At 36.2% G+C, this 21,697-nt stretch carries 16 protein-coding genes; 10 read left to right on the top strand and 6 right to left on the bottom strand.

Annotated elements, in window-relative coordinates:
* The first annotated feature begins 31 nt into the window (after window positions 1-31).
* Complete coding sequence (locus ACU1LP_RS14860) at window positions 32-2,011, top strand: OmpA family protein (RefSeq protein WP_445736669.1); 1,980 nt, start codon at window positions 32-34, stop codon at window positions 2,009-2,011.
* 263 nt (window positions 2,012-2,274) lie between these two features.
* The gene (locus ACU1LP_RS14855) at window positions 2,275-4,200 is read left to right on the top strand and encodes an OmpA family protein (protein ID WP_445736676.1); all 1,926 of its coding nucleotides are present in this window, start codon (window positions 2,275-2,277) and stop codon (window positions 4,198-4,200) included.
* Window positions 4,201-4,375: 175 nt separating this feature from the next.
* Here the strand turns inward: ACU1LP_RS14855 and holA are convergent, their stop codons facing one another.
* Complete coding sequence (gene holA, locus ACU1LP_RS14850; protein WP_445736668.1) at window positions 4,376-5,380, bottom strand: DNA polymerase III subunit delta; 1,005 nt, start codon at window positions 5,378-5,380, stop codon at window positions 4,376-4,378.
* Between the two features lie 125 nt (window positions 5,381-5,505).
* On the opposite strand from holA, the gene ACU1LP_RS14845 reads away from it, so the two are divergent.
* The 4 genes from ACU1LP_RS14845 (at window position 5,506) to ACU1LP_RS14830 (ending at window position 8,673) form a co-directional block, all read left to right on the top strand.
* Window positions 5,506-5,961 carry a type I restriction enzyme HsdR N-terminal domain-containing protein gene (locus tag ACU1LP_RS14845; RefSeq protein WP_445736667.1) on the top strand — a complete coding sequence of 152 codons (456 nt, stop codon included), beginning with the start codon at window positions 5,506-5,508 and terminating at the stop codon, window positions 5,959-5,961.
* A 79-nt stretch (window positions 5,962-6,040) separates the two neighbouring features.
* On the top strand, window positions 6,041-7,036 hold the full coding sequence (locus tag ACU1LP_RS14840; protein ID WP_445736666.1) for a glycosyltransferase family 2 protein: 996 nt from the start codon (window positions 6,041-6,043) through the stop codon (window positions 7,034-7,036).
* A gap of 94 nt (window positions 7,037-7,130) precedes the next feature.
* Complete coding sequence (locus ACU1LP_RS14835; RefSeq protein WP_445736665.1) at window positions 7,131-7,967, top strand: OmpA family protein; 837 nt, start codon at window positions 7,131-7,133, stop codon at window positions 7,965-7,967.
* A 484-nt stretch (window positions 7,968-8,451) separates the two neighbouring features.
* Window positions 8,452-8,673, top strand: coding sequence for an addiction module protein (locus ACU1LP_RS14830; RefSeq protein WP_445736664.1), 222 nt, complete (start codon window positions 8,452-8,454; stop codon window positions 8,671-8,673).
* A 386-nt stretch (window positions 8,674-9,059) separates the two neighbouring features.
* Here the strand turns inward: ACU1LP_RS14830 and ACU1LP_RS14825 are convergent, their stop codons facing one another.
* On the bottom strand, window positions 9,060-9,680 hold the full coding sequence (locus ACU1LP_RS14825) for an L-threonylcarbamoyladenylate synthase (RefSeq protein ID WP_445736663.1): 621 nt from the start codon (window positions 9,678-9,680) through the stop codon (window positions 9,060-9,062).
* Between the two features lie 47 nt (window positions 9,681-9,727).
* Between ACU1LP_RS14825 and ACU1LP_RS14820 the strand changes: the two genes are divergently transcribed.
* A complete protein-coding gene (locus tag ACU1LP_RS14820) occupies window positions 9,728-10,588 on the top strand; it encodes an alpha/beta hydrolase fold domain-containing protein (RefSeq protein WP_445732835.1) in 861 nt (286 codons plus the stop codon).
* A 546-nt stretch (window positions 10,589-11,134) separates the two neighbouring features.
* On the opposite strand, the gene ACU1LP_RS14815 is transcribed toward ACU1LP_RS14820, so the two are convergent.
* Window positions 11,135-13,483, bottom strand: a complete 2,349-nt coding sequence (locus ACU1LP_RS14815) for an ATP-dependent helicase (protein WP_445736662.1) — start codon at window positions 13,481-13,483, stop codon at window positions 11,135-11,137.
* Between the two features lie 315 nt (window positions 13,484-13,798).
* Between ACU1LP_RS14815 and ACU1LP_RS14810 the strand changes: the two genes are divergently transcribed.
* Window positions 13,799-14,320, top strand: coding sequence for a DUF7935 family protein (locus ACU1LP_RS14810; RefSeq protein WP_445736661.1), 522 nt, complete (start codon window positions 13,799-13,801; stop codon window positions 14,318-14,320).
* Window positions 14,321-14,494: 174 nt separating this feature from the next.
* On the opposite strand, the gene ACU1LP_RS14805 is transcribed toward ACU1LP_RS14810, so the two are convergent.
* The 3 genes from ACU1LP_RS14805 to ACU1LP_RS14795 all read right to left on the bottom strand — a co-directional run bounded on the left by ACU1LP_RS14805 (window position 14,495) and on the right by ACU1LP_RS14795 (window position 18,401).
* Window positions 14,495-15,409 (bottom strand): patatin-like phospholipase family protein, encoded by a 915-nt coding sequence (locus ACU1LP_RS14805; RefSeq protein WP_445732660.1) that lies wholly within the window; start codon window positions 15,407-15,409, stop codon window positions 14,495-14,497.
* Window position 15,410: 1 nt separating this feature from the next.
* On the bottom strand, window positions 15,411-16,313 hold the full coding sequence (locus ACU1LP_RS14800) for a patatin-like phospholipase family protein (protein WP_445736660.1): 903 nt from the start codon (window positions 16,311-16,313) through the stop codon (window positions 15,411-15,413).
* Window positions 16,314-16,397: 84 nt separating this feature from the next.
* Window positions 16,398-18,401: a M1 family metallopeptidase gene (locus tag ACU1LP_RS14795; protein ID WP_445736659.1), complete on the bottom strand. Its 2,004-nt coding sequence runs from the start codon at window positions 18,399-18,401 to the stop codon at window positions 16,398-16,400.
* Between the two features lie 83 nt (window positions 18,402-18,484).
* Here ACU1LP_RS14795 and recG point away from each other — a divergent pair, with 83 nt between their 5' ends.
* Together recG and ACU1LP_RS14785 are read left to right on the top strand one after the other, a co-directional pair.
* The gene (gene recG, locus ACU1LP_RS14790) at window positions 18,485-20,653 is read left to right on the top strand and encodes an ATP-dependent DNA helicase RecG (RefSeq protein WP_445732663.1); all 2,169 of its coding nucleotides are present in this window, start codon (window positions 18,485-18,487) and stop codon (window positions 20,651-20,653) included.
* Between the two features lie 201 nt (window positions 20,654-20,854).
* Window positions 20,855-21,388 (top strand): hypothetical protein, encoded by a 534-nt coding sequence (locus ACU1LP_RS14785; RefSeq protein WP_445734814.1) that lies wholly within the window; start codon window positions 20,855-20,857, stop codon window positions 21,386-21,388.
* The last annotated feature ends 309 nt before the right edge of the window (window positions 21,389-21,697 follow it).

The raw sequence follows: 21,697 nt of genomic DNA, 5'->3' as shown, positions 1-21,697 counted from the left end.
CTTTTCTTTTAAAAAGCAACAAATAAAACAGATGAAAATTAAAAATTACGCCATAGTTTGTATCGCATTAATGATGGGGTTCTCTGGTTTTTCCCAACAAGGAAAACAAAAGAGAGCGGACACATTGTTCAATAAATTTTCTTTTGTAAAAGCGGCCGAGGTTTACAGAGATCTTATTGAAAATAGATACAATACCGATTATGCCACCAGAAAATTGGCCGATTGTTATGCACTTTTAAGAGACCCTAGAAATGCTTCCAGATATTACAAAAAAGTGGTGGCACAAAAAAATGCGCCCGTGGAATATTATTATCGGTATGCACAAGCGTTGCGCGGTATTAAAGACTACAAAGAATCTCAAATTTGGTTAGAACGTTTTAAAGATTCAGGTGGTGTTGTAAATGCCAATGATTTTTCAAAAAACGTCAATTTTATAACCAGTGTTTTCAACGCAAAACAACAATATTTTTTAGATAAAGTACGGTTCAACTCGAAGTTTAGCGACTTTGGAGCTTTTGAGCATAAAGGAAAAATATACTTCGCTTCTTCAAGAGATGAAGGCGTTGCCGTAAAGCGCTTGTATGGGTGGAACGAGCAACCTTTTTTAGACGTCTATGTAACTGATGTGGGCAGTAAAAGAAATGTGGATTACTCCGCAAAATTAGAAGGCGATGTAAATTCCATTTACCATGATGGGCCTGTAACCATTACCAAAGATGGAAAGTTCATGTACTTTTCGAGAAATAATTTTAAGGATAACATTGAAAAAAAAGATAGCAAAGGCTTAACAAACATGAAAATATATCGTGCTACCTTTCGCGATAACACATGGACGGATGTTGAGGATTTATCCATTAATAGTGATGATTATTCCACCCAACATCCTGCATTAAATGCTGATGGCACCAAACTATATTTTTCGTCGGACAGACCCGGTGGCTTCGGTGGCTCCGATATTTATGTGGTCAATATCAGTCCGAATGGTATTCTAGGTACACCAAAAAACATTGGGAACATAGTAAATACCGAAAATGCCGAAGGGTTCCCTTTTATAAACAATGAAGGCGTTTTGTTCTTTTCATCTGATGGACACGTTGGTTTGGGCTTATTGGATATTTTTGGCACCATAATAGGCGAAGGTGATGATGAGTATGTTGATGTTATCAACTTAGGTGTGCCCGTTAATTCCAATTATGATGATTTTTCATTTACCATGAACGATAACGGTATCACTGGTTATTTTGCTTCCAATAGAGTTGGAGGACGTGGTAGTGATGATATTTACGCGTATCACAGAGAGCCCATCATGCAAGTTGAAGGGGTTGTTACCGATGCCATTAACACAAAACCGATTGCAAATTCTGTAATAACCTTGTTTGACGATCAAGACAACCAAATTGCATATATGGTTACCGATGAAAACGGGTTCTATCAAATAAATATTGACCGCAACAAGGATTATAAAATTGTTGCCAGCCAGAAAAAATATATAGATGATTATAGAAAGTTTACTTCCAAAAATCTACAGACCGAACTTGTAACCATTACCGCCAATTTATTGTTGAATCCTGTTCAGGATATCATTAAACTAGCCGATTTAAACTCGATTCATTTTGAATACGAAACAAACGATTCTACATTAGTAAAAAATGCTAAGTTAAACCCTATTTATTTTGATTTTGAAAAGTACACGATCCGTAAGGAATATGCTTTGGAATTGGATAAAATTGTTAAACTAATGACAGTTGATTATCCTGATATGGTTATTCGTATTGAAGCACATACCGATTCTAGAGGAACTCTCGACTATAACGATAAATTATCCACAAATAGAGCTAATTCAACTTACGAATATTTAATTTCCAAAGGATTGGATCCTTCTAGAATTACAGAGCATAAAGGGTATGGTGAACGTAGATTGATCAATGATTGTGCAGATGGTGTTGATTGCGAAGAAGAAAAACACCAATTAAACCGACGTACTGAATTTATTGTTGTAAAAATGGAATAGATATTTAAAATTATAGTATAACTATTGGGATTGAAAAGTGATGGGATTACGAACAGTTATTGGGTTGATAAGTTATTCATTCGTTGGTCAGAACGTTTAAATAATCATAAAGACTATAAATTTTTAGAAACTGAGAGTCTGTTAAATTCGTGGAATTCATAACCATGTTATTGCAGATATATTTTCAAATAATGAATAGATTCGTGAGAATTCGTGAAATTCGTGTCAAAAATTTTAGAAGCTAAAGTGAAATGACCAAAGCCATGAGATTGAAAAACCACATATCAATAAGTTTTATTTTAGCATTCAGCAATATGATCTTTGCACAATCCCATTTGCAAAAAAAAGCGGATAACCTGTTCAATAAATTTTCGTTTGTTGCCGCTGCCGCTACTTACCAAGAGCTTATTTCCAATAATGACAACGCCGAATATGCCACCCGAAAATTGGCAGATAGTTATGCCTATATGCGAGATCCGGAAAGTGCTGCCAAGTATTATAAAAAAGCCGTGGCGCAAAAAAATATCCCCATAGAGTATTATTATAAATACGCACAAGCGCTTCGCGGTATAAAAGATTATGAAGGTTCTCGTGTCTGGATGAAAAAGTTTAAAGAAAACGGTGGCGATTTAAATGCAAACCTCTATTTAAAGGATGCCGATTTTATAAGTGCCATATACGGCGCAAAACCACAGTACTTTTTAAAAAACGTCGATTTTAATTCAAAATTCAGTGATTTTGGTGCTTTTGAACATGATGGAAAAATCTATTTTACTTCTTCAAGAGATGAAGGTGTTGCTATAAAACACATTGATGGCTGGAACCAAGAACCTTATCTGGATGTGTACGTAAAAGATAAATCCAGCAATAATACCAATGTTGATTTCAAATATAAAGTAAAAGGCGATGTGAACTCCGTTTACCACGATGGGCCGTTAACCATCACTAAAGATGGAAAAACCATGTATTTTTCCAGAAATGACTTTGATAAAGATATTTTGGGTAAAAATGAAGAAGGCACCACGACTTTAAAAATTTACAAAGCCAGTTTAATTGGCAATAAGTGGACACATATTGAAAAACCATCGTTTAACGATACCGCATATTCCATAGCCCACCCTGCCTTAAACAACAACGAAACCAAACTGTATTTTACTTCCGATATGCCAGGTGGATTTGGTTGTTCCGATATTTACTATGTGGACATCCATCCTAACGGTACTTTTGGCACCCCTCAAAATTTAGGAGCTATTGTGAATACCGATAAAAATGAAAGTTTTCCTTTTGTGAACAGTGAAGATGCCCTCTTCTTTTCATCAGATGGACATCCGGGTATAGGGATGCTTGATATATTTGGAAGTGTTAGGGATTCGGACAAAAACATTGTAAGCATCATCAATTTAGGGATTCCCATAAACTCCAGCAAAGACGATTTTTCGTTTTTCATGAATGACGATGGCTTTTCTGGCTATTTGGCATCCAATAGAAATGGTGGGATTGGAAGCGATGATATTTATGCGTTTGATAGAATGCCCGTGTTAGCAATTGACGGTATGGTCACCAATATGGAAACCAACCAACCCATACAAAATGCCACAGTTACCTTATGGCATCATGACGGCGAAAAAATGGCGGAAATAGCAACCGATAAAAATGGACGATATCAAATTAATATCGACAGAAACTCCGATTATTTGGTCAACATCAAAAAAGAAGGTTATATAGACGATTTTAAGCGTGTAACTTCTAAAAATATTGATAATAATATTACCATTATCAGCACAAATTTTGCTTTAGCACCTACTGGTAAGGAAACAACCGTTGCCATTACCGAGCTATCCCCTATTTATTTTGATTTCAACAAAGCGAGCATTAGACAAGATAGCACCGACGAATTGGACCAAATAGCACACCTAATGATGAACGTTCACCCGAAAATGGTCATTGAGATTCAGTCCTATACCGATTCCAGAGGAACATCGGCTTACAATGATAAATTGTCTTTGAACAGAGCTAGATCAACCTATAAATATTTATTGAGCAAGGGTGTAAACCCTTCCAAAATTAAGGATTATAAGGGCTATGGCGAACAAAATTTAACCAACCACTGCGATGGTACCGTAAACTGTACAGAAGCACAGCACCAATTAAACAGACGTACACAGTTTATTGTGGTAAAAATGGAATAGTTAAAGCTTGGATATATGTTAAGATAACGTGAATAATGGATAACCCTATTGAGCCAAAAATGTCCCTTCCCCAACCCTAAAAAGTGATACATTTTCTACATTTCAGGAATTTTTCCACCCTTTAGGGAGGGGAAAAAGAAAAATTCAATCTTAATTTTCTTATCCATTATTCACGTTAAGATAATATTTTTACCATTAACTCTTTTAACAAATCGCCTTGTGGTACAGCATTGGAGCCCACCCCTTTGCTTTTAACATCAAACTCCCGAAGAATGGATACCACCTCACTAACTTTTCGCATGGGATAATTTCTAGCAGCCGTAACATAATCGTTCACAAAATACGGATTTACTCGTAATGCCGATGCTACGTTGCGCGGCGATTTGTCATTCAAACCATGAAAATGAAGCAATTGCGAAAAAAAACTGAACAATAAAGATACGGTGACCACCATGGGGTTGTCCTTTGGGTTTTCAGCAAAATAATTAACAATCCTAAAGGCTTTAAGCGCATTTTTTTCGCCAATGGCATGGCGCAGTTCAAAATTATTGAAATCCTTACTGATCCCTATATTTTCCTCAATATGCTCTGGCGAAATCTGGGTTCCTTTTGGCAGAATGATTTGCAGTTTATCCAATTCATTACTTATTTTACTTAGATCCGTGCCTAAAAACTCCACCAGCATTTGGGCCGCTTTAGGCGCAATGGTATAGTTTTTAGAAGATAACATCCGTCTAATCCAGTCAGCTACTTGATTTTCATATAATTTTTTACTTTCATAAACAACACCACTTTTTTGCAGTGTTTTGTAAAGGGCTTTCCGTTTGTCAATGGTTTTATATTTGTAGTTGAAAACCAAAATGGTTGAAGGTTGCGGTTGTTTTGCATAATCGACCAGCTTTTCAATGGTACGCGATAAATCTTGGGCTTCCTTAACAATAATCACTTGATGCTCCGCCATCATTGGGTAGCGTTTCGCATTGCTTACCACCTCTTCAATGGTAACATCGCGCCCATAAAGCACCATTTGGTTAAAACCACGCTCCTCTTCACTTAAAATAGTGTCTTCAATAAAATCTGAAATTCTATCAATATAATAGGGTTCCTCACCCATCAAAAAATAGATGGGTTTTAAATTTCCGCTTTTTATATCGGTAACTAATTGTTTTACTTCGTCCAAATTCTATAAATTTTCAAAAAAAACAAGCACCAAATCCCAATCTTAAAAAATAATTGGTATTTGATATTTGAATATGGTGGGTTTCAATTTTTGAATCTTAACTTTGAAAAAATAATCTCAGCATAGTGCAAGCGCTTAATTTCCCAAAGTTTCCATTTCGATTCAAAAATAGCGAAAATAAAATTTCTATTTTCGATGAAATCCGTAAAAAGTTTGTGGTTCTGCTACCCGAAGAATGGGTACGGCAACATTGTGTACAGTATTTAATGATTGATAAAAAATATCCGAAGTCCTTAATTAATGTTGAAAAGGAACTGGTTATCAATGAATTAAAAAAACGTTACGATATAGTCATCTTTAATCCCGATGGCAGCATTCATTTAATAGTGGAATGCAAAGCGCCGAAAATAACTATAAACCAAGATACTTTTGACCAAGTTGCGCGTTACAATATAGCATTGCAAGCTACATTTTTGATGGTTACCAACGGAATAAATCATTATTATTGCCAAATGGATTTTGAAAATGAACGTTATGATTTTTTAGAAGACATTCCTAATTTTGGTCAGCAGTCGCAGTGAACAGTCGCAGTTGCGGTTTTCCGTTAAACAGTGATAAACTTATAAACATATAAACTCAAAATCTCATAAACTTCAAAATTTGAACCTTAAAACAGCTATCGTTATATTAAATTGGAACGGGAAAAAACTATTGGAGCAGTTTTTATCTTCCGTCGTGGAGCATTCTAAAGAAGCAACCGTTTATGTGGCTGATAATGCCTCCACCGATGATTCAATCAATTTCATCAAAGAAACGTATCCTTCGGTTAAAATAATCCGGAATGCCGAAAATGGTGGATATGCCAAAGGGTACAACGATGCGTTGAAACTTATTGAAGCGGACGTTTTTTGTTTGCTTAATAATGATGTGGAGGTAACCCCAAACTGGCTCGTTCCTGTTATTGAAACTTTTGCGAGTGAATCCAATACCGCCATTGTTCAACCAAAATTATTGGATTTCAACAAAAAAGATCACTTTGAATACGCAGGTGCCGCCGGCGGATTTATAGATAAATACTGTTACCCGTATTGCAGAGGGCGCATTTTTAACACCATTGAAAAAGATTTAGGACAGTACAACGATACCTGCGAAATTTTTTGGGCTTCGGGTGCTTGTCTGTTTATTAGAAGCAAGGTGTTTAGGGAATTAAACGGGTTGGATGAAATATTTTTTGCCCACATGGAAGAAATCGATCTTTGCTGGCGCGCAAAAAATATGGGATACTCCATTAAATATGTGGGAAGCTCCACCATTTACCACGTTGGGGGCGCAACGCTAAGCAATGCCAATCCTAAAAAAACCTACCTGAACTTTAGAAACAGTTTATTCGCATTGACCAAAAACGCCAAAGGAAATATATTTTTTGTTCTGTTTATACGATTTATTTTAGATGGCATTGCCGGAATGAAATTTCTGTTTGGGATGGAACCCAGCCATACCACAGCCATCCTAAAAGCGCATTTAAGCTTTTATCGCCATTTAAAGCAACTTTTAAAGCAGAGAGGATCAACACAATGTAAGGCAAAATATTACCAAATTAGATCCATTGTGGTCGATTATTTTATAAAAAACAGGACTGATTACAAAAGTTTATAAATTGTTTGCAAAAGTTTTGTTAAAATGTTAAAATCCATCGTTTTTTATATATTTTTGCACAAACGAACAAGAAATTAATCCTATTTTAAATATCATGAAAAAAATCTTATTATTTAGTGTATCTGCCATGCTTTTATTAAGCGCGTGCGTTTCAAAAAAGCAATTTACAGACCTCGAGACAAAATACAAGGAATCTCAAGACTTATTGAATTCTGCAACTGTTAAGCTAAACACCTGCTTGGAAGATAGAGCCTCTGCAACAGCAAGAGCAAAAACCTTGGAAGAGCAAGTTTCCGATTTGAGAAAAAGCAATGACAACCTGCAAGTGTTATCATCTAAAGGTGCCAGCAACATAGAAAAAACCTTAGAGAGCATCAAAGAAAAAGACATGAAAATTACCCGTCTGCAAGATGCGTTGACTAAAAAAGACAGTATTACACTTGCCGTAGTAACCAGCTTCAAACGTGAAGTGGGCATCAATGATCCCGATATCGAAATCAATGTTGAAAAAGGCGTGGTATTTATTTCCATTGCCGATAAATTATTGTTCCAAAGCGGTAGTTACAATGTAACCACAAGAGCTAAGGAAGTACTTGCTAAAGTAGCAAAAGTTGTAAACAGCAAACCAGATTTTGAATGCATGGTTGAAGGCCACACAGACAACGTACCTTACTCAAGCGGTGTGTTGTTAGACAACTGGGATTTGAGCGTGAAACGTTCTACATCAATCATCAGAGTGTTGCAATCTTTAGGCGTTAACCCTGCACAATTAATAGCTGCCGGACGTGCTGATTATGTGCCTTTAGTAGACAACAATACTGCTGAAAACAGAGCAAAAAACAGACGTACCCGTATTGTTGTACTTCCTAAAATAGACCAATTTTATGACATGGTTGAAAAAGAAATGAAAAACCTTTCTGTTAAAAAATAGTCAGATTTCAAAATAAATATGAAAGCTCAACTGCAAAGTTGGGCTTTTTTTATGGGCGTTACCTAAAGGTCGGGCTATACGCTACAAGTCCTCGCTCTCCCGATAGCTATCGTGATGGGATCACTGTGGGCTTTTCACTTCAAATGCGAAGCATTCACGATTTCCGATTTATCAAAATAAAAATTAATGAGTAATCCCTAATGCGGGCTTTCCGTTAGGTAAGTTATATAAATTAACCCTATACCAACTGGAAATGCCGTCCAATATGGAACATACATTGTATATTTGTTACTGAACTCATCTTGACTTTTTGTTTTTGACCGAAAACGAGATAAAATTTGTTCAGATGAGGCACTTTTTGAAAGGCATAGCATCGCTACGCATAAAAAAGGTAACGAAATATGGACGAATTTTAGCCGTTTTTTAGCCGTTTTTTAGGAAATAGAAAAAGTCAAGATAAGTTCACTATTAAAACGTATAAAATATGGATTTAGAAGCAAGAAAATATGAGTTTACACAAAAGTTATTTGCTGTAAATGAGTCGCTTTTTGAACAATTAGAAAGCGTTTTGAACCAAGGCACAAAAGAACCTCAAAGAATCAGTTTAGAGCAATATAATAAAAAGATTGATGAAGCCATAGAAGATGTTGAGAAGGGTAACTTTTATACGCAGGATGAAGCTCGGAAAATAGAGAACGAATGGTAGAAGTTGTTTGGCGATGATTAGCTTTAAGACAATTGGGTAAGGCTTATAATTATATTAAATTAGAACACTAAAAATATCCGCAGAAAACTATTCTTTTTTTGCAAAAAAAACTGTATGGTCCAATAACAATTTTTACAGACTGTCATTGGTTCTGTTTTTTGGATGTTATATTATCAGCTTTTTGCCAAGTTTTAGATCCTAATAAAAATTTGGGGTTTCAAAAAATTTAAAAAAAATTATTAGCTTGTTTGTCAGTTAGTTGCAACCAAATCTTTATTCCTAATTCTAACAGCGAAGCGGTCTTAATTCTTTATCAAACAACAATGATAGAAAAATAAAACTTGTGTTTTTCTTTTAAATAAGGGCACAATCATTTATAAATGTTATCAAAAAATCTCCAAACTCCCTTTGCCTTCCCTTACTACAATCGGTTCATCTTCCGATAAATCTATAACTGTTGACGCTAAGTTATCGCCGTAACCGCCATCAATAACCAAATCGACCAAATTATCCCATTTTTCCAAAATAAGTTCTGGATCGGTCGTGTATTCAATAACCTCATCTTCATCATGTATAGAAGTCGAAATAATGGGGTTTCCAAGCTTTTTCACGATCTCCAAAGCAATGTTGTTGTTGGGAATACGAATCCCGACCGTTTTCTTCTTTTTAAAAGGATTGGGCAAATTATTGGATCCAGGAAGAATAAAGGTATAAGGCCCAGGAAGCGCGCGTTTTAATATTTTAAAAGTTGCCGTGTCAATTTGTTTTACATAATCGCTTAAATGGCTCAAATCGTGGCAAACAAACGAAAAATTAGACTTTTCCAATTTGATGTTTTTAATTTGGGCAACACGTTCCAACGCTCTTAAATTGTTGATATCGCAGCCCAAACCATATACCGTATCGGTAGGATAAATAATCAACCCTCCTCGTTTTAGAACAGCCACCACCCTATCAATTTCTTTTGGATTAGGATTTTCTTCGTATATTCTAATAAATTCAGCCATAATAATTACCTTGCATTCCCGTTTACAAAGTAAATAATATTTTTGTTATGAAACATCTTAATTTTATTTTCCTGATCCTGCTTATCCCGTTTTCGGTTTATAACTGTGAAAATGACCCATCTGATAGCTCAAACTCTCCATTGGATGCTTCAAAATTTTATCAAGAATTAAATGTTTCCTATGGGAGTGATAGCAACCAAAAATTGGATCTGTACTTGCCCGCCAACCGAACTTCCAGCACAAAAACCATGGTTTTAATTCATGGCGGAGGTTGGTCTTCTGGCGATAAAGCAGATATGAACGCCATTAAGGATTTAGTCCGTCAGGATTTTCCAAACCTAGCCATCGTAAATATTAATTATAGATTGGCAGATGCCAACAACAAACCTTACCCCATGCAAATTGATGATATCACTTCTGTGATCGATCATCTAAAAGAAAATAGGGTTAAATATACCATTTCGGATGATTTGGGGTTTATAGGCACCAGTGCTGGCGGGCATTTGGCACTGTTATGGAGTTATGCGTTTGATACTGACAAAAAAGTAGATATGGTTTGTAGCATTGTAGGGCCCACAAACTTAGCCGATCCTAATTATTTAAATAACACCAATCCAGAATTGCAGAAATTATTGGATTATTTTGGTACCAATGCGGAAATTTCTTTTTTACAGGAAGTCAGTCCATTGTATCAAGTCAAGGCTACTGCGCCTCCAACCATTTTATTTTATGGCGGCCAGGACCCATTGGTACCTACCACCCAAGGCATCGATTTAAGAGATAAATTAAAAACTTTAGGCATAACCTACGAATTTACTTTATACCCCAATGCAGGGCATGGATGGATAGGTTTGGAACTCTTGGATACTTGGTTGAAATTAAAAGCGTTTACGCAAACACATCTTTAATATCGAACTGTTTTAAATGCAAATCAAGGGTTAAAATATTGTAACTATTTAGCCGACTGAAAAATTGGAGTGCGCGCTTGACTTAGGGGCGTTAGCCCTATAGTCTTTGTAGCAAAATGTGCCATGAAGATGAATTAGGGGCGTTTGCCCTGACATCTTTTGAGAAAACAATTGTGTACGTGTTTACCGTGTTTATTAGATTTGAGGACTATATCTTTTTTGCTCGTTATCGTTTTATTTTACGAAGATAACAGGGCTACGCCCCTTTTTATTTCATTAACGTTTGTATCTACTACGACGATTTCAGGGCTAACGCCCCTAATATTGTTTTCTAAATCCTAATGGGTTATAATCTTTTCAACTCTTGATTCGCATTTTAAACTTTTTTCAATTGGCTACAAAACGATTTTTTTTCACTCTCTTTTTGTCTTTTTATAACTCCGTAACGATGCTATGGAATTCTAAAAAACCTTCAATTGAGCAAAAAACCTTTTCCCGATAGCTATCGGGATTTCGCTTCAATCAAAAAAGTTTAAACCAGTTTGTTTATCCAATAACCTCCAACTTGGCAAATCGCAGCAATAATTTTTTAACACCGCCATGCTGAAATTTTATTTCAGCTTTCACATCGGCGCCTGTTCCTTCTATCTTTAAAATTTCGCCCGTACCAAAACGCAGGTGCTTTACAAGATTTCCCACCACCAATTGGCTATCAAATAAATTGGTGTTAGTGCTTGCCTTTGCTACCGGCTTTAAGTTTTTAGGCGTTGTAACTTGAAACTTAACAGGTTCTTCTTTGTTTGTGCCATTCTTTTTAAACACCGCTTGTTTGGCTGGCTTAAATCGTATTTTATTTGGGTTCTCCCGAGGGCTATCGGGATCACCAAAAATACCAGCATCCAGCATCGGGTTGAATCGGCGCTCTTCAATGGGCGTTATAATGTCTAAATACTGTTCATCTATTTCTTCAATAAAACGGCTTGGTTCAGAATCCACCAATTTACCCCAACGGTATCGTGATAGGGCGTAGGTTAAATACGCTTGCTTTTCCGCACGGGTTACGGCTACATAAAACAACCTGCGTTCCTCTTCCAGTTCACTGCGCGTACCCATGCTCATGGCACTTGGGAACAAATCTTCTTCCAACCCCACAATATATACATACGGAAATTCCAACCCTTTAGCCAAATGTATGGTCATTAATGCCACATGGTCTGGATCGCCCTTATCGGCATCAATATCGGTTGACAATGCGACATCTTCCAAAAACTCCGCTAAATTTCCTGTGGTATCTGCCAATTCTTTTTGACCTTCCACAAAATCCTTCATCCCGTTTAAAAGCTCCTCAATGTTCTCCATTCTTGTAACCCCTTCTGGCGTACCATCTTTTTTGAATTCACGTATCAAACCACTGGTTCTGGTTACATGTTCTGCCAATTCAAAAACATCGGCAGTTTGGTTCAAAACCTGATAGCTTTCAATCATGGTAACAAAATCCTGAAGTTTTGCTTTGGTGCCGGAATTTATATTGACATCGGTTTTATCGATGTTTTTCATCACATCAAAAATAGTGCGCTTATAGCCATTGGCCGCTACAACCAATTTATCCATAGTGGTGTCCCCTATACCACGGCCGGGGAAATTAATGACACGTTTTAACGCTTCTTCATCGGCAGGGTTTATGACCAATCGTAAATACGAAAGCACGTCTTTAATCTCTTTGCGCTGGTAGAATGAGAGACCACCGTAAATCCTATAAGGGATGTCGCGCTTGCGCAAAGCATCCTCAATAGCACGCGATTGGGCATTGGTTCTGTACAAAACAGCAAAGTCGCTGTTATTTAAATGGTGTTGCATCTTGTTTTCCCAAATGGTACTTGCCACAAAACGGCCTTCATCACCATCGGTAAACGAACGGTTCACTATAATTTTTGCGCCCTCATCATTAGCGGTCCAAACCACTTTATCGAGCTTCGTCTGGTTTTTATCAATAATGGAATTTGCAGCATTCACGATGTTTTTTGTAGAACGGTAATTTTGTTCCAACCTAAACACTTTTACATCATCATAATCTTTCTGGAAGTTTAAAATATTATTGATGTTTGCACCACGGAACGCATAAATACTTTGTGCATCATCGCCCACCACGCAAATGTTCTGGAATTTATCGGACAGCGCCCTTACGATCAAATATTGCGAATGGTTGGTATCCTGGTACTCATCCACCAAAATATATTTAAACCGGTTTTGGTATTTCATCAACACCTCCGGGAAACGCGTGAGCAACTCATTGGTTTTCAAAAGTAAATCATCAAAATCCATGGCGCCCGCTTTAAAGCAACGCTCTACATATTCTTTATAAATATCACCCAATTTAGGGCGTCTTGCCATGGCATCGGCTTCAATAAGTTCCGGGTTTTGAAAATAGGCCCTAACCGTAATCAAACTATTTTTATAGGATGAAATTCTAGAACGGACTTGCTTATACTTGTAAATATCCTTATCAAGATTCATTTCCTTGATGATAGAAGAAATCAACCTGTCTGAATCTTGGGTATCATAAATGGTAAAATTGCTAGGGTAGCCCAATCTATCGGCTTCAATGCGTAAAATTTTAGCAAAAACCGAGTGAAAAGTTCCCATCCACAAATTTTTGGCTTCACTTGTACCGACAATAGTGGCAATACGGTCTTTCATTTCGCGCGCCGCTTTATTGGTAAAGGTTAAGGATAGGATGTTAAACGGGTCCACGCCTTCACTCATTAAATACGCAATACGGTAGGTAAGCACACGTGTTTTGCCCGAACCCGCCCCAGCAATAATAATCATGGGCCCCTCTTTTTGAATGGTGGGCTCTAATTGTGCTTCGTTTAACTGACTTAAATATTTTTCCAAAAGACCAATAATTTTACGACGTGAAATTAACCATTGTTGCGCTTTTTATAAAGATGAATTATTAATAATTATAAACAAAATGATTAGTTAGCAGTTTACGGTCGCAGTATCCACAAAATCAATATTTCTGTTTTTAGCAACTAATTCACGAATGAATGGGTTTAACTGATTTAAAATTGGTAAAATGATTGTCCAAAAATCATCACACGTATGGAAAAATGTAAAGATTTTTAATGAGCTGGACATAGCGGTATTGAATAATTACTTGTGAATTAAAGACAAACGAACTAAGTTTGTAACCAAATGACACTTTTTATGGATCTTAACCGAATTATAGACCTGTTTTTGTTTGCCATACCATCGTTAATAACAGGCTTGATAGCCTATTATTTTTTTAAGGAACACACCAAAAATGAAGATGGCAGAAGACGCTTTTTACTGAAAAAGGACATACAGGTAAACGCATTGCCAACCCGATTGCAAGCTTATGAACGGATGACCTTGTTCTTGGAACGCATCACGCCTTCAAATATATTGATCAGAGTGGCTCCGTTATCTTCAAACAAAGAAGATTACGAGGCATTACTTATACAAAACATTGAACAGGAATTTGAACATAATTTAACCCAACAAATCTATATAAGCGATAAGTGTTGGAACATTATCAATGCCGCAAAAAATGCCACCATTCAATTAATAAGAAAAGCCAGTTTACTTGAAAAAACGGACACCGCCAATAAACTTAGGGAGGTTATTTTAACCGAAATGATGGAACGCCGCTCCCCTAGTGATGCCGCCCTTTCATTTTTAAAAGAAGAGGTGTCAGAGATTTGGTAAAAATGAGCCTGATATCTTTTCAGAATGAAGGTAAATCTCTTTAGCAACTTAATAATCTTTGTGAAACTTCTTTTTACTTTGTGTGCCTTAGTGGTATAGTTATTTCACAGAGTTTCACAAAGAAAACACAGAGTTGCACAGAGCAAAAAAATATCAGCTAAATTCAAGGCTCCATTACTTATTCAATCTCAGTTCGTTGGAACGTGCTTGCTCGTCTTTTGTTTTGGCATAATCAAACCCTTGCTGCCACCACGATAGCATCAATTTTTTATTGAATATAAGTGAGTTTTCGGTAAGTTTTGAAGGTGTATAATACAAGTTCAGTTTTACATCCTTGTTTTTTGCCGCTAACTTCCCAATAAGGATGTCGCTTTTTTCTACCTGATCCAATAAATGCCCAAACAAATTGAGCATCAGCGAAAAGGGGTTTTTACCCAAAACCTTCATATACTCCATATTTTCAGATTCCAGCACCACAGCATCAATTTCTGTGGCGCCCCGCTGAATGGCTTCGCGAATAGGCACTACGCAACCAAAAGCACCATCGGCATACTCAAAACCATCTACTTTTGCCAAGGACATAAACGGAATGTAATTGCAGGATATCCAAATCCATTCACAAAATTCATCATAAGAGAAATCCTTGATAGACTTATATTCCACTCTGTTTTTAGATAGATTTGAAACCGTAACCACCACATCTTCCTTTGTGGTTCTAATTAAATTATATTCTTCCTCGGTAAAGTGTTTTTTAAGATAGCGTTTCAAGGCTTTGCTTTCACCAAAGGTGCGCTTCATTTTAATAAATTGCCATATAGAGTTTAAAAAATTTATGGACACAAATTCCCTTTCGCCTCTTTTACGCACGTTAAAAGGATCGACACTAAAAATGTTACTTTGTTTTACATCGGTAAAGACCTTTTGGATTTTGTCAATTTTACCGGCAGCCAAATGTGGCACCAACAGACTTCCTGTAGAGGTGCCTACAAAAATATCATAGCGGTGCTCTTTTTCTTGGATTAAATATTGGGCAACACCCCCTGCGTAAGCCCCCTTACTACCACCGCCAGAAATTACCAATGCCCTCATATTACTCTTGCAATTGACTTAGTTCCTGGTTCTTGAATTTTGCAAAATCATAGCCACTTTGCCACCACTGGGTCATTTTTTCTTTATTGAATATAAGCGAATTGACCGTTAAGACCGTTGGCGCATAATAAAAATTAATGATAGCATCGTTATGTGTTGCGGCAAACTTCCCGATTCTAATATTTTGTGATTCTATTCTATCGAGCATAAAAGCAAACATGTTTGTTAATAGTGAAAAGGGGTTTTTTGAGGGCAACCTGTTAAATTGATTTATTTCGGTCTGCAAAATAATGGCATCCACTTCGGTAGCGCCCCTACTTATGGCTTCTTCAATGGGCACCATGTTCCCTAACCCGCCATCGGCATATTCGCAACCATCTTTTTTTACCAAGGTCATAAACGGGGTGTAATTGCACGAAATCCATATCCAATCAACAAATTCTTCATATTCAAAATCCTTCAAACTTTTATACTCCACTTGGTTTAAGGATAAATTAGAGACCGTAACTACCACATCTTTATAGGATTGTTTTAGATATAAAAATTCATCTTCCGTTAAAGTAGCTTTAATAAGATTTTTTAAATTATGGCTTTCCCCAAAGGTTTTACTTCCTCTTACTAAATTAAAAAGAACACTTATGTGGTTAATAGCAATGGTCTGGCTACCATGCCTTTGTTTGACCACAAACGGGCACACATCAAAAATACTTTCGTTGGTGACACTGGTATAAACTTCTTTTATTTTTTCAATTTTATGAAGTGCCAGATGCGGCGCCAATAAACTTCCTGTAGAAGTGCCAATATACAGTTGATAATCGTGCTTAAGTTCCTCAATAAGATACTGTGCCACACCACCTGCAAATGCGCCTTTGCTGCCACCACCAGAAATCACTAATGCCTTCATCTGCTTATTGTTATTTGTTTTTTAATAGTCGGACTTGCCTGAGCAGGTAGGCAAAAATTTAGCAAGCGATGTTTCATCTAATGGTCATTTTTGCTCTAAATTAGTAATTAAAATCTTATATTTTTCATATTGCTTCAAATTTCCCAATAAATTTTTTGAATATTCTTTGAAACGCCAGTTATGGTGTTTACTGGCATTTATTAAATTGAAAATAATGGTTTCATTAAAAACCTGCATCGCATTAAAATATGAAAAAGCCGTCTCTCGGGTTTCAAAATCGTATTTAGGACTTGTATAGTCAACTAATTCATTAAAATAGGCTCGCTTATTTACATCTTCAAAACCGGGTGTGTTCAGCACCAAAACAATCCACAACATCCTGATGTTTTTATTGTTAAAACCCTGAATATCTTTTGTTTTGAAAAGATATTTTAATTTGTCTTCAGGGAAATTAGTGCATAAATTATATAATGCGGCCTCAATGGTTGAATAGGATTTATCACTTAAAAGCGATTCATAGTCCTCTTTTAATTCTAAAGGAATTTCTTCAATGTTTTTAGCGATGGCTTGACGGACTTTTAAACTATTATTAAAATCTTCTTTTTTAATCAGCGTGGAATTTTGTGATATTACTTTGATTTTTGCTTCATCTGAAATATTTGAGGACAAATACGTGTTACATTTTGGATTAAACACCTCACAATCTACAGCTAAATATCCTTCAATAAACTTAGATTTTTTTAAACTTGTTAAAACTTCTTGATATTGAAACGTCTCATTTTCCAACCACACTTTAACAAACTCACTTAAATCCTGCCCACTAGTCTTTTCAACTTCCTTTATAAAATCGTTAGTCTCAACATTTTTAAACTGATGCTTTTGTAAATAATTTTTAACCCCTTTTTTAAAAGCCTCATCCCCCACTTTTTCTCGCAACAAATGCAACACCAAAGCCCCCTTTTTATAAAATGTGGTACTACTCGATTTTGGGTCTAAAAGCGAAGTGCTTTGTCCTGCTTGGTCTTGCTCCAATAATTCTTGCGCATATTCATAAAGTTGCCAATAGTAATAATCTTTGTCAAAAATATCTCGTTCTGCTAATAATGCGTAATAAGTAGCAAAACCTTCCTGTAACCAATGGTGGGTACCTAAGGTTTCGGTTACTAAATCGCCAAACCATTGATGCGCTAATTCGTGGGCATTTACGTTCACATAATTTTTATCGACAAACGCAATGGAATCAATCACAAAACTATCGGCAAAAATAGTGGTACTGGTGTTTTCCATACCAGCATATAGAAAATCTTTAACGGGCACTTGCTTATAGTTTTGCCATGGATACGGAACGCCTATTTCTTCTTCCAAAAAATCGAACATTTTTTTGGTGTAGCGGTAGGTGGGTTCGAATTTTGCTGAATCTTCGGGGTAATAATACATTTCTAAAGGAATGCCGCTTTTGGAAAATTCACTCTTTTTATCATATTTACCAATCGCTAATGCAACTAAATAACCGGACATGGGTTGCTGCATATCGTAATGCCAAGTTATGGTTGATGCGTTGATTTGTTTATTTATTAATTTTCCGTTGGCTATAACTTCATAGTCTTTATTGAAAGTAATTGTTAAATCAAATTCAACTTTTTCATTCATGTCATCAAAACTAGGGAGCCAATTGCTGGTGTATTTCCCTTGTCCTTGTGTCCATATTTGTTTATTTCCTTCTTCATAATCCCAATCAATAAAATACATGGCTTTATTTGGGCTTGTTTTCCAAACAATATCCAGTTTGTGGTGTGTGTTTGGTTTGAAAGGGTGTTTGATGATTAAGTGTTTCCCATCATACAACTTTCCCTGTATTTTACCATCTAAAATAGATGCTATTTCTTTAAAACCATTGGCATCTACATAAATAGAATCCGTGTTTTTCAAAATATCAAACTCATAAGTGATAGTGCCGCTTACTTCATGTTTGCTCAAATTACCAAAAACAATATCTGCTTTCGCCGTTTTAAAATCAGCATATTCAGTTTGTTGTGAATAGGTTTTAACTAAGACAAAAAGTGATAAAATAATGAGGAAACGCTTCATGAATATAGTATATCAACGATGAAGCCAAAATACGCAAATTTTCTATTTTATGGATTGCTTGAAAAGGCTTAAATTCGTTTCTTATGATTAGCAATCTTCAAACTCCCATAGATTATTTAAAAGGCGTTGGGCCCAATCGTGCCGATTTGCTCCGAAAGGAATTGGGCATCCATACCTATCAAGATTTAATCAACTTATTTCCAAATAGATACATTGACAGAACGCAGTACTATAAAATTAACCAACTACAGCAAAGCAATGCCGATGTGCAGGTTATTGGAAAAATTGTAGGGTTTAAGGAAATCGCCCAAAAACAAGGCAAACGTTTGGTGGCAACCTTTCAAGATGATACGGGCGTTATGGAATTGGTCTGGTTTCGGGGGCAAAAATGGATTCGCGAAAACTTAAAACTCAATACAACCTACGTGATTTTTGGTAGAACAAATTGGTTCAATGGACGCTTTAGCATGCCACATCCGGATATGGAATTGCTGGAAGACCACGAAAAAAGTTTACGTTCGGCGATGCAACCCATTTATCCCTCTACAGAAAAACTATCCAATAAAGGCATTAGCAATCGTGTGGTTGTTAAAATTATGCAGCAATTGTTTATGGAGACCAATGGGAAGTTTAGCGAAACACTTTCTGAAAATATTCGTCAGGAACTGAAACTATTATCAAAAAGTGAGGCGCTTTTTAATGTGCATTTTCCTAAGAATCAAACATTACTTGCAAGAGCACAATTCCGGTTAAAATTTGAAGAGCTTTTCTATATCCAATTGCAATTGATCATTAAAAATTTAATCCATAAATCTAAAATAAGAGGCTTTCCTTTTGAACATGTTGGAATTTATTTCAACAGCTTTTTTAATGCCCATTTACCCTTCGAATTGACCAACGCGCAGAAACGTGTTTTAAAAGAAATACGTGCCGATTTAGGCAGCAATGCACAGATGAATCGGTTGTTGCAAGGCGATGTGGGTTCTGGAAAGACCATAGTGGCGTTCATGTCCATGTTAATAGCACTTGACAACGGTTTCCAGGCCTGTTTAATGGCGCCGACTGAAATTTTGTCAGTACAGCACTATAATGGTTTAATTGACATGTGCAAAGAATTGAAAATCAGTATAGAACTGTTAACAGGTTCAAGTAAAACTTCAGAAAGAAAAAAAATTCATGAAGCTTTAGAAAATGGCGAATTGCAGATACTTATTGGTACACACGCGTTACTTGAAAATAAGGTAAAATTCAAAAATTTAGGACTCGCCATTATAGACGAACAACACCGTTTTGGAGTCGCACAACGCAGCAAATTATGGCATAAAGGCCCACCCCTAGCCCCTCCCGAAGGGAGGGGAAATGAAAGCCTCCCCTCTGGGGAGATTAGAGGGGCTTCTATCCCTCCACATGTTTTAATTATGACCGCCACCCCTATTCCGCGCACCTTAGCGATGTCGGTTTATGGCGATTTGGACATCTCCGTCATAGACGAATTACCGGCCGGAAGAAAGCCCATAAAAACGGTTCATAGGTATGATAAAAACCGGTTGCAAGTTTTTAAATTCATTAGGGATGAAATTGCTAAGGGCCGACAAATTTATATTGTGTATCCGCTTATTCAAGAAAGTGAAGCATTGGATTATAAAGATTTGATGGATGGTTATGAAAGCATTTCGAGGGACTTCCCAATGCCCGAATATCAAATATCCATTGTTCACGGAAAAATGAAACCTGCCGATAAGGATTTTGAAATGCAGCGATTCATCACAGGTAAAACGCAAATAATGGTCGCCACCACCGTTATTGAAGTGGGCGTTAATGTACCCAATGCCTCGGTAATGATTATTGAAAGTGCGGAACGCTTTGGTTTATCGCAATTGCATCAACTACGTGGTCGTGTGGGGCGTGGTGCAGAACAAAGCTATTGTATTTTAATGACTGGCCACAAATTGAACAACGATAGCAAAACAAGATTAAAAACCATGGTAAGTACCAGCGATGGCTTTGAAATTGCCGAAGTCGATTTACGATTACGTGGTCCGGGAGACATCATGGGCACCCAACAAAGCGGTGTGCTAAACTTAAAAATCGCCGATATTATTAAGGATAAAGATATTTTACAAAGCGCTCGGTTTTATGCGAAAAAGGTGCTGAAAGAAGACCCGACCCTGACTAACATTGAAAACGAGGTTATCTTAAACACTTACAAGGCTTTAGGGAAATATAAGAATATTTGGAATTATATATCTTGAAAGACTGGAGACTGGAGACAGATAGGTAACGCTTCTAATTAATAGTTATATTTGTGTTGGCTGTAATTCCCCACACAAGAAAAAACCTGTTAATTTCTTGAGCTAACGACAGAAGAAAGTGAGGAAAAAAGTGAATGGAAATGCTTAAATTTAAAAAATATAATTAATAATCAACAACTTAATTTAACGTTAGTCAGAATTATGAAAAAACTTATTTTAACCATATTATTTATTCCTATACTGGCTTTTGGTCAATCAAAATCTTATTTTGAATTAAAGGGTGAAGCTAAAACAAAAAAGAGTGCAGACGAAATTGAAAAACTGATTGTTGGAATTTGGGAATTTCAAAAACTAACTGACAGTACCGGAAAGACAATAATGGAAACAACTCATACCTTAAATGATACAACTACTGAAATGATAGTATGTTTACCAAGCATGCGAATTGAAAAAAATGGATCCTTCCAACTTATCGACTGTGAGAATCCTCGTGATTTCGAATCTGGAAAATGGAAATATGACCGAAGACTTAAGTTATTCCGAATGACTTTTGACAAACTTACTCCAGAACATTTGAAAAAATTGAAAGAGTCAAATTTAAATCCATTAGCTTCACTCAGAACAAAAGAAATAGAATTTTCGAAAATAACAGAAACGGAATTAAAAGTATTTGCCCATTTACCAACTGATGGAACTGAATTTAAATATAATTTACTTATATATCGGAAAAAATAACTACAGGCAACACCGTATAAAAAAAATTGCTAGTTTTAGCTAAACCAAAGTTAGTTGCTTGTTTGCTAGCTTCTGATTTTCCTTCGGAAAATCCTCGCACACAAACACGCAACTTTCCTTATACATAAACGTTGGCAGTAATGCAACACAACCACAGAAACAAACTTAAATAATTAATAACAGGGAAGCTGAAAACTGAATAGAGTAAGCGAAAAAATAAATTAATAAAAATGGTTATGTTTTAGAATGTTGTAGAAATTTATTATCTTTATGATAAATATATTATTTATGGATTTGCGAAATATAATA

It is taken from the genome of Mariniflexile sp. (assembly GCF_052728615.1).
Note: the sequence above shows the minus strand (reverse complement) of the source record. Positions and strands in the feature narration are given on the sequence as shown.

What these genes read in the sequence shown, in the direction of transcription:
- ACU1LP_RS14860 (WP_445736669.1), top strand. Translation starts at nt 32, where the DNA reads ATGAAAATTAAAAATTACGCCATAGTTTGTATCGCATTAATGATGGGG.
- ACU1LP_RS14855 (WP_445736676.1), top strand. Translation starts at nt 2,275, where the DNA reads ATGAGATTGAAAAACCACATATCAATAAGTTTTATTTTAGCATTCAGC.
- ACU1LP_RS14835 (WP_445736665.1), top strand. Translation starts at nt 7,131, where the DNA reads ATGAAAAAAATCTTATTATTTAGTGTATCTGCCATGCTTTTATTAAGC.
- ACU1LP_RS14830 (WP_445736664.1), top strand. Translation starts at nt 8,452, where the DNA reads ATGGATTTAGAAGCAAGAAAATATGAGTTTACACAAAAGTTATTTGCT.
- ACU1LP_RS14825 (WP_445736663.1), bottom strand. Translation starts at nt 9,680, where the DNA reads ATGGCTGAATTTATTAGAATATACGAAGAAAATCCTAATCCAAAAGAA.
- ACU1LP_RS14820 (WP_445732835.1), top strand. Translation starts at nt 9,728, where the DNA reads ATGAAACATCTTAATTTTATTTTCCTGATCCTGCTTATCCCGTTTTCG.
- ACU1LP_RS14810 (WP_445736661.1), top strand. Translation starts at nt 13,799, where the DNA reads ATGGATCTTAACCGAATTATAGACCTGTTTTTGTTTGCCATACCATCG.
- ACU1LP_RS14805 (WP_445732660.1), bottom strand. Translation starts at nt 15,409, where the DNA reads ATGAGGGCATTGGTAATTTCTGGCGGTGGTAGTAAGGGGGCTTACGCA.
- ACU1LP_RS14800 (WP_445736660.1), bottom strand. Translation starts at nt 16,313, where the DNA reads ATGAAGGCATTAGTGATTTCTGGTGGTGGCAGCAAAGGCGCATTTGCA.
- ACU1LP_RS14795 (WP_445736659.1), bottom strand. Translation starts at nt 18,401, where the DNA reads ATGAAGCGTTTCCTCATTATTTTATCACTTTTTGTCTTAGTTAAAACC.
- recG (WP_445732663.1), top strand. Translation starts at nt 18,485, where the DNA reads ATGATTAGCAATCTTCAAACTCCCATAGATTATTTAAAAGGCGTTGGG.
- ACU1LP_RS14785 (WP_445734814.1), top strand. Translation starts at nt 20,855, where the DNA reads ATGAAAAAACTTATTTTAACCATATTATTTATTCCTATACTGGCTTTT.